Origin of the sequence: Burkholderia sp. ZZQ-2 (assembly GCF_050768715.1) — a bacterium.
Classification (GTDB): domain Bacteria; phylum Pseudomonadota; class Gammaproteobacteria; order Burkholderiales; family Burkholderiaceae; genus Burkholderia; species Burkholderia cepacia.
In genome coordinates this window covers 35,012-41,741 of sequence record NZ_LDVA01000383.1, presented here as the reverse complement: position 1 = coordinate 41,741, position 6,730 = coordinate 35,012, and the positions used below count along the sequence as shown (strand labels likewise).

At 69.4% G+C, this 6,730-nt stretch carries 8 protein-coding genes; 5 read left to right on the top strand and 3 right to left on the bottom strand.

Going from position 1 to position 6,730, the window contains the following annotated elements; all coding sequences use genetic code 11:
- Positions 1 to 10 precede the first annotated feature (10 nt).
- Positions 11 to 1,282: an MFS transporter gene (locus ABY44_RS38855; RefSeq protein ID WP_060171978.1), complete on the bottom strand. Its 1,272-nt coding sequence runs from the start codon at positions 1,280 to 1,282 to the stop codon at positions 11 to 13.
- A gap of 106 nt (positions 1,283 to 1,388) precedes the next feature.
- Here ABY44_RS38855 and ABY44_RS38850 point away from each other — a divergent pair, with 106 nt between their 5' ends.
- The 3 genes from ABY44_RS38850 to ABY44_RS38840 all read left to right on the top strand — a co-directional run bounded on the left by ABY44_RS38850 (position 1,389) and on the right by ABY44_RS38840 (position 3,158).
- Positions 1,389 to 2,453, top strand: a complete 1,065-nt coding sequence (locus tag ABY44_RS38850) for a LysR substrate-binding domain-containing protein (protein WP_060171976.1) — start codon at positions 1,389 to 1,391, stop codon at positions 2,451 to 2,453.
- Between the two features lie 115 nt (positions 2,454 to 2,568).
- Positions 2,569 to 2,778: a hypothetical protein gene (locus ABY44_RS38845; RefSeq protein WP_060171973.1), complete on the top strand. Its 210-nt coding sequence runs from the start codon at positions 2,569 to 2,571 to the stop codon at positions 2,776 to 2,778.
- The gene (locus ABY44_RS38840; RefSeq protein WP_060171970.1) at positions 2,778 to 3,158 is read left to right on the top strand and encodes a type II toxin-antitoxin system VapC family toxin; all 381 of its coding nucleotides are present in this window, start codon (positions 2,778 to 2,780) and stop codon (positions 3,156 to 3,158) included. Before ABY44_RS38845 ends, ABY44_RS38840 begins: the two co-directional genes overlap by 1 nt.
- A 56-nt stretch (positions 3,159 to 3,214) precedes the next feature.
- Here ABY44_RS38840 and dapA read toward each other — a convergent pair whose 3' ends face one another.
- Together dapA and ABY44_RS38830 are read right to left on the bottom strand one after the other, a co-directional pair.
- Positions 3,215 to 4,108 (bottom strand): 4-hydroxy-tetrahydrodipicolinate synthase, encoded by an 894-nt coding sequence (gene dapA / locus ABY44_RS38835; protein ID WP_060171968.1) that lies wholly within the window; start codon positions 4,106 to 4,108, stop codon positions 3,215 to 3,217.
- A gap of 139 nt (positions 4,109 to 4,247) precedes the next feature.
- On the bottom strand, positions 4,248 to 4,397 hold the full coding sequence (locus tag ABY44_RS38830; protein ID WP_193107521.1) for a hypothetical protein: 150 nt from the start codon (positions 4,395 to 4,397) through the stop codon (positions 4,248 to 4,250).
- A 162-nt stretch (positions 4,398 to 4,559) separates the two neighbouring features.
- Here ABY44_RS38830 and ABY44_RS38825 point away from each other — a divergent pair, with 162 nt between their 5' ends.
- Both ABY44_RS38825 and ABY44_RS38820 read left to right on the top strand, forming a co-directional pair.
- A complete protein-coding gene (locus ABY44_RS38825) occupies positions 4,560 to 5,579 on the top strand; it encodes a sulfate ABC transporter substrate-binding protein (protein ID WP_048026803.1) in 1,020 nt (339 codons plus the stop codon).
- Positions 5,580 to 5,757: 178 nt separating this feature from the next.
- Positions 5,758 to 6,720: an ion channel gene (locus tag ABY44_RS38820; RefSeq protein ID WP_027788982.1), complete on the top strand. Its 963-nt coding sequence runs from the start codon at positions 5,758 to 5,760 to the stop codon at positions 6,718 to 6,720.
- Positions 6,721 to 6,730: the final 10 nt, after the last annotated feature.

Here is a 6,730-nt window from a genome sequence, read left to right as displayed (position 1 = left end):
CGTGCGGCCGCTAGCGCGTGGCGAACAGCGGATAGGTCGCGCCAGCGAGCAGCGCGGCCGCGAGCCAGACCACGCTCCACGAACTGACGGCGAGCAGCGGCGGGATCGCGAGCGGCGTCGCGAACAGCCCGAGGTAGACGACCGTGTTCGCCATCCCGAGCGCGGTGCCCGCGTGGTTCGCACCCGCGAGCGTCGCGAGCTCCGTGTACGCGACGCCATGCCACGCCGATACGCACACGCCCGCGAACACCAGAATCGCGACGATCGCGGCGAGCGGCACGTGCGGGCTGCCGGCCGTCGCGGCGGCAAGCAGCGTGAACGATCCGGCCGCGACGAGCACCGAGCCGCGCAGGTACGCGCGCCGGTTGCCGTGCCGGTCGGTATGGCGGCCGCTCCAGACGCGCATCACCATCGCGCCGAGCTGCAACACGACCATCGCCGCGCTGATGCCGGCGAGGCCGAGCCGGCCGAAGTCGTGCAGGAACACCGTCGCGAACGTGAGCACCGCGAACTGCGGCGCGCACAGCAGGCCGATGCCGAGCACGATGCGCCACACGCGGGCGCTCGCGAGCGGGCCGTGCGCGAGCCGCGCGGGTTGCGGCCGAGCGGCCGGTCGATGCGCGGCACCGTGTGCGACAGCCGGTTCGGCGGGCGGTTCGTGCAGCCAGCGCCAGGTCAGCACGGCCGACCCGGCGCACAGCAGCATCAGCGCACCGAATACCGCCGCGAAGCCCAGATGCGACGCGAGCGACGGCAGCAGCGCCGCGCCGACGCCGCCGCCGAGCGGCACGGCCGTCTGGCGGATGCTCATCGCGAGCCCGCGTTCGCGCTCGCCGAACCAGCGCATCACCGCGCGTCCGCTCGATCCGTTCACGCTGCCGCCGAGCAGGCCGACGCAGCACATCGCCACGACGACGCGCGCCAGCGGCGGCACCGCGTGCGCGCTCGGGACGATCGTGCACACCATCAGCGCGAGCATCGCGGCCGTCGCGACGAGCCCGGTCAGCAGCACGCGGCGATCGCCGAAGCGGTCGGCGGCGATCCCCCACGGCAGCTCGGACAGCGCGACGCCGAAGCCGAGCGCGCCGAGCACGAGGCCGAGTGAGCCGTTGTCGAGGTGGTAGGCCGTGCGCATCCACACGGCGGTGGTCGGGATGCCGGCCGCCGCGGCCGAAAAGCTCATGTTCGCGGCCACGCCGGCGGCCAGCACGCGCCAGCGATGGGCCGGGCCGCGTACATCGCGGGCGGGCGAGGAGGGGGAGGCGATGCAGGTGGTATCCATGGCGGCAGGCCCGGTTGGAAATTGACATCCACAGTCTGGCGACCTACATTCATCCTGAAAATCGGAAAGTTCTTGATGAATCGTTCGATAAAACAGGATGGTTGAAATGCCCGGACAAGACATTCCACGCGGCGGCGGCGAGTCGCTCGCGCTGGCCGATGCCGCGCTGGCCCGGCCCAACTTCGACGTGGCGGCGCTGCGCAGCCTCGTCGCGGGCGTGGATCTCGGCAGTTTCGCGAAGGCGGCCGACCGTGTCGCGCGCTCGTCGTCGGCGGTGAGCGCGCAGATCCGCAAGCTCGAGGAGCAGGCCGGCACGCCGTTGTTCGTGAAATCCGGGCGCGGGCTTGCGCTGACCGATGCCGGCGACGCGATGCTGCGTTATGCGCGGCGGATGATCGAGCTGAACGACGAGGCGGCCGCGGCCGTGCGCGGCGTCAATCTCGACGGCTGGGTGCGCGTCGGGTTGCAGGAGGATTTCGGCGAGGCGATTTTGCCCGACGTGCTCGGGCGGTTCGCGCGCGCGCATCCGAAGGTGAGGATCGAGGCGCGCGTGGCGCGCAATGCCGACCTGCTCGACCGGCTCGACGCGAACCAGCTCGATCTCGCGCTGGTGTGGGGCGATCCGGTGTCGGCTGCGCTGCTGTCGCGGCCGGGTATCGACAGCGAGGTGATCGCGCAGGTGCCGATGCAGTGGGTCGGGGCGGCGGGGGCGGGCGGGTTCGGCGTGCCGGGTGGGGCCGACGAAGGGGCCGACGAAGGGGCGGAAGTCGGGGCGGCTGCCGCGCACGCTTCAACGGGCGGCCGTGCCGCGGGCGAGGCGCTGCCGCTCGTCGTGTTCGACCGGCCGTGCCGGTTCTTCGGCGCCGCGACCGATGCGCTCGACCGCGCGGGCGTGCCGTGGCGCGTTGCATTCACGACGCCGAGTCTCGCCGGGTTATGGGCCGCGGCGGCGGCCGGCCTCGGGCTGACGGTGCGTTCGCATTACGGACTGCCCGCGTCGGTGCGCGTGCTCGATGCGGCTTCGCTCGGATTGCCTGCGTTGCCGAGCCTGCCGTTGATCCTGCTGCGGCGCACGTCGTCGGCGACGCCGACTGTCGACCGGCTCGCGTGGATCGTGACGCAAGCGGTGCGGGATGCGACGGAGGGGGCGGTGGCGGCGCTGGCGGCGTGACGAAACGTTCGATTGCCGCCGCGGGTTGCGGTTCGGCAGTCCCTCTGCCGATTGGCCGAATGGATCGATCGGGTGAACCTGACTACAGTGATGATCACTTGAAACGGAGGTCGTCATGCAAAACGCGAATACGCCCGGCGCCGGTACGGTCGATCCGGCCCAACGGGCAGATACCACGATCCGCGGCGACGGGGCGTCAGCCGGTCGACTCGCGTCTGCCAATCCGCCCGTTCGGTTCGGTGTCCTGCAAGGGCAAGCCCGGATCACGGACGATTTCGATGCGCCGCTGCCCGATTACCTGCTGGATGCGTTCGAAGGGCGCTGATGCGGTTGTTGCTCGACACGCACGTCTTGTTGTGGATCGTGACCGATGACCCCAAGCTCAGCGCACGGGCGCGCCGACTGATTTCGGCCGCCGACGAGCGTTTCGCCAGCAGCGCGAGTAGCTGGGAGGCCGCCATCAAGGCCGGCTTGGGGAAGCTCGATATCGACGTCGGCAAGCTGATCCGCGCGATCGGCTCGAGCGGGATTCGCGAGCTACCGGTTCGTGCCGTGCATGGCGCGGCAGTGCGCGATTTGCCGCACCACCATCGCGATCCGTTCGATCGCTTGCTGGTCGCGCAGGCATGGCTCGAGCCGCTTCAGCTCGTGACGGCCGATACCCATCTTGCACGGTACGGCCTGTCTCTCGTTCTGACAGTTTGAAGCGATTTGTCGGCACGAAAGCCGTCGGTCGCCGGCGCTTCACGGGGCGTCGCGGGTCATGCCGCTGCGGCGTCCGGTGCGGTTTCGTCCAGTTCCGCGCAGAGCGCGGCCAGCCGCTCCCGCAACCCTTCGCTCGCCGGCACGAACGGCAGCCGCAACCCGTCCTCGCACCACCCTTGCGCGGCCAGCACGGCCTTCACCGGTGCCGGATTCGGCTCCGCGAACAGCGCCGCGACGAGCGGCTGCAGCGCGACCGACAGGCGCCGCGCATCGGCGAGCCGGCCGTCGCGCAGCAGCGCATGGATGCGCACATGCCATTCGGGCAGCACGTGCGCGCTGCTCGCGATCGCGCCGTGCGCACCGGCGCACATCGCCGCGAAGTTCTGGTTGTCGTCGCCGGACAGGATCGCGAGCGGCGTGTCGTGCACGAGCCGGCTCATCCGGTCGAGCGTGCCGCCGCATTCCTTGAGGCCCGCGACGCGCGGGTCGCGCGCAAGCGCCTGCAGCGTGTCCAGTTCGACGTTCACGCCGGTGCGGTACGGGATGTTGTAGACGAGCACCGGCAGGTCGGCCGCGTCGACGATCGCCTCGACGTGGCGGCGGATGCCATCCTGCGTCGGCCGCACGTACACGGGCGGCGTGACGAGCAGCCCGTCGGGCCGCAACTCCGCGAGTTCGCGCGCACGCGCGGCCGCGAAATGCGTCGCGCTCGCGGTCAGCCCGACGACGATCGGCAGTCCGGGCGCCGCGTCGCGCAGCGTCGCGAACACGGCGTCCTGTTCGCGTGCGTCGAGCAGCACGCCTTCGCCCGTCGTCGCGCCCGCGACGAAGCCCGCGATGCCTGCGCCCGCATAGTGGCGCGCGAGTCGCGCGAGCGCGGCATGGTCGACTTCGCCGTGGTGGAACGGCGTGATGATCGGCAGCCAGATACCTTCGAAACGTGTGTTCATGCAAAGCCTCATGGTGGAAACGGAGTGGGAAGGAACCGTTCCGCCGGCGGAGGGCCGGAGCGAGGCATGCGTGCAAGGAGAATGAAACGACCTGCGGGCATCCCGTCCGGCATTCGCCTGACGGGACGCGACGTCCCCGTCAGTCGAGGAGTCGTTTTTTCAGTTTCAGCCCGGCCGCGCGCGCACCTGCCGCGACGGCGGCGAGGATCGGAAGCGAGCGCAGGGCAGCGGACATGGAGGAACCGTGAATGGGCTGAGCGGCGATCTTAACACCGGATTCGATGCGCACGCGAGTGTCCGCCGCCGTTTAGCAGGAATCGAGATTTGCTTTCCACGACTGATTGGAAAGCGCGCCGCGCCCGGCCGCTAGAATGCCCGCTTACGTTTCGATGACAGCGCGTACGCGTGCCGTCACGCACATTCACCACCACTGGAAGCGGGGCATATCACGATGGCAAGCATGAAGGGGATCGGCCGCTGGCTGCACACGGGCGCGGCGGCGGCGCTGGTCGTGGCGGCGTCGGCCGCGCACGCGGACACGTCGATCCTGAACGTGTCGTACGACGTGACGCGCGAGCTGTATAAGGACATCAACACGGGCTTTGCCGCCGCGTACAAGCAGAAGACCGGCGAGACGGTCGCGATCAAGCAGTCGCACGGCGCGTCGAGCGCGCAGGCGCTGTCGGTGCTGCAGGGGCTGCAGGCCGACGTCGTGACGATGAACCAGCCGAACGACATCGACCTGCTCGCCGAGCGCGGCCAGTTGCTGCCGAAGGACTGGCGTGCGCGTTTCCCGGACAACAGTTCGCCGTACTCGACCACGATGGTGTTCTTGGTGCGCAAGGGCAACCCGAAGGCGATCAAGGACTGGAGCGATCTCGCGAAGCCGGGTGTCCAGGTGATCATCGCGAACCCGAAGACGTCGGGCAACGGTCGTTATGCGTATCTCGCCGCATGGGGCTTCCAGAAGCAGAAGGGCGCGACCGACCAGCAGGCGATCGACTTCGAGAAGGCGATCTTCCGCAACGTGCCGGTGCTCGACTCCGGCGGCCGGGGCGCGACGACGACGTTCACGCAGCGCGGCATCGGCGACGTGCTGGTCACGTTCGAGAACGAAGTCGCGCTGATGGACACCGGTGCGTCGGGCGCGCAGTTCGACGCCGTGTATCCGTCGGCGAGCATCCTCGCGGAGCCGCCCGTCGCCGTCGTCGACAAGGTCGTCGACAAGAAGGGCACGCGCAAGGTCGCGCAGGCGTATCTCGACTACCTGTACACACCGGAAGCGCAGGAGATCATCGCGCAGCACCATCTGCGCCCGCGCGACGCGAACGTGCTGAAGAAGCATGCTGCCGAGTTCAAGCCGCTGAAGACGTTCAGCGTCGAGCAGGTCTTCGGCAGCTGGGCGAATGCGCAGAAGACGCATTTCGCGGACGGCGGCACGTTCGACCAGGTGATCGTCGACAGGAAGTGAGCGCCGCGCACACCGCGCGCCTGTCCGCACGCTGACGACGCAGCCGGCCGCTTCCGCGGCCGGCTTTTTTGTGCCTGGCGGCCGGCGGCGCGGCGGACGTCCGTTCCGAACCGGCACGCATACCCGGCCGCGGCCGCGCGTGCTACGCTCATCGCCTTCCTGCTTCCGGCGCCGCGCGATGAATGTCGATTCGTCCTCCCCAGCCTCCCGCGGCCGTGGCCGCAAGATCTGGTCGGGCACACGCCCGGTCATCGCGTACGGGATGCCGCCGCTCGGCTGGCGCGACCTCTATCACCGCGCGCTGACGGTGAGCTGGCCCGTTTTCTTCCTGTCGCTCGCCGTGCTGTTCCTGCTGCTCAACGGCGGCTTTGCAATGCTCTACCTGCTCGGCCACGCGTCGATCGCGAACCAGTCGCCGGCCGGGTTCGGCGGCGCGTTTTTCTTCAGCGTCGAGACGCTCGCGACCGTCGGCTACGGCGACATGCATCCGCAGACCGTCTATGCGCACCTGGTCGCGACGTTCGAGATCTTCATCGGGATGTCGGGCATCGCGCTGGCCACGGGGCTCGTGTTCGCGCGGTTTTCGCGGCCGCAGGCGAAGATCCTGTTCGCGCGCTACGCGATCGTCCGGCCGCTGAACGGCAGGATGACGCTGATGGTGCGCGCCGCGAACGCGCGCCAGAACGTGATTGCCGAGGCGCAGGCGAAATTGCGGCTGATGCGGATCGAGGGCACGCACGAGGGCTACACGCTGCGCAAGATCCACGACCTGCCGCTCGTGCGCAGCGAGCACCCGATATTCCTGCTCGGCTGGAACCTGATGCACGTGATCGACGAATCGAGCGCGCTGTTCGGCGAGACGCCCGAATCGCTCGCCGCGCGCGACGCGTCGTTGCTGATCACGATCGAAGGCTCGGACGAGACGACCGCGCAGGTGATGCAGGCGCGTCACACGTGGGTGCATGGTGAAATCCGCTGGCGTCACCGCTATGTCGACCTGATGCACGACGAAGACGGCATCACGCACATCGACTACACGCATTTTCATGAAGTCGTGCCGGTCGACACCGATACCGACGAGCGCGGCTCGCCGGGCGCGGTGGTCGATGCCGACGCAGCGGCGCCGGGCCCGGCTGCGTAGGTACGCCCGC

Bases quoted from the DNA above. Each gene is read 5' to 3' on its own strand.
- ABY44_RS38820 (WP_027788982.1), top strand. From the start codon at position 5,758: ATGAATGTCGATTCGTCCTCCCCAGCCTCCCGCGGCCGTGGCCGCAAG.
- ABY44_RS38855 (WP_060171978.1), bottom strand. From the start codon at position 1,282: ATGGATACCACCTGCATCGCCTCCCCCTCCTCGCCCGCCCGCGATGTA.
- ABY44_RS38825 (WP_048026803.1), top strand. From the start codon at position 4,560: ATGGCAAGCATGAAGGGGATCGGCCGCTGGCTGCACACGGGCGCGGCG.
- ABY44_RS38840 (WP_060171970.1), top strand. From the start codon at position 2,778: ATGCGGTTGTTGCTCGACACGCACGTCTTGTTGTGGATCGTGACCGAT.
- ABY44_RS38850 (WP_060171976.1), top strand. From the start codon at position 1,389: ATGCCCGGACAAGACATTCCACGCGGCGGCGGCGAGTCGCTCGCGCTG.
- ABY44_RS38845 (WP_060171973.1), top strand. From the start codon at position 2,569: ATGCAAAACGCGAATACGCCCGGCGCCGGTACGGTCGATCCGGCCCAA.
- dapA (WP_060171968.1), bottom strand. From the start codon at position 4,108: ATGAACACACGTTTCGAAGGTATCTGGCTGCCGATCATCACGCCGTTC.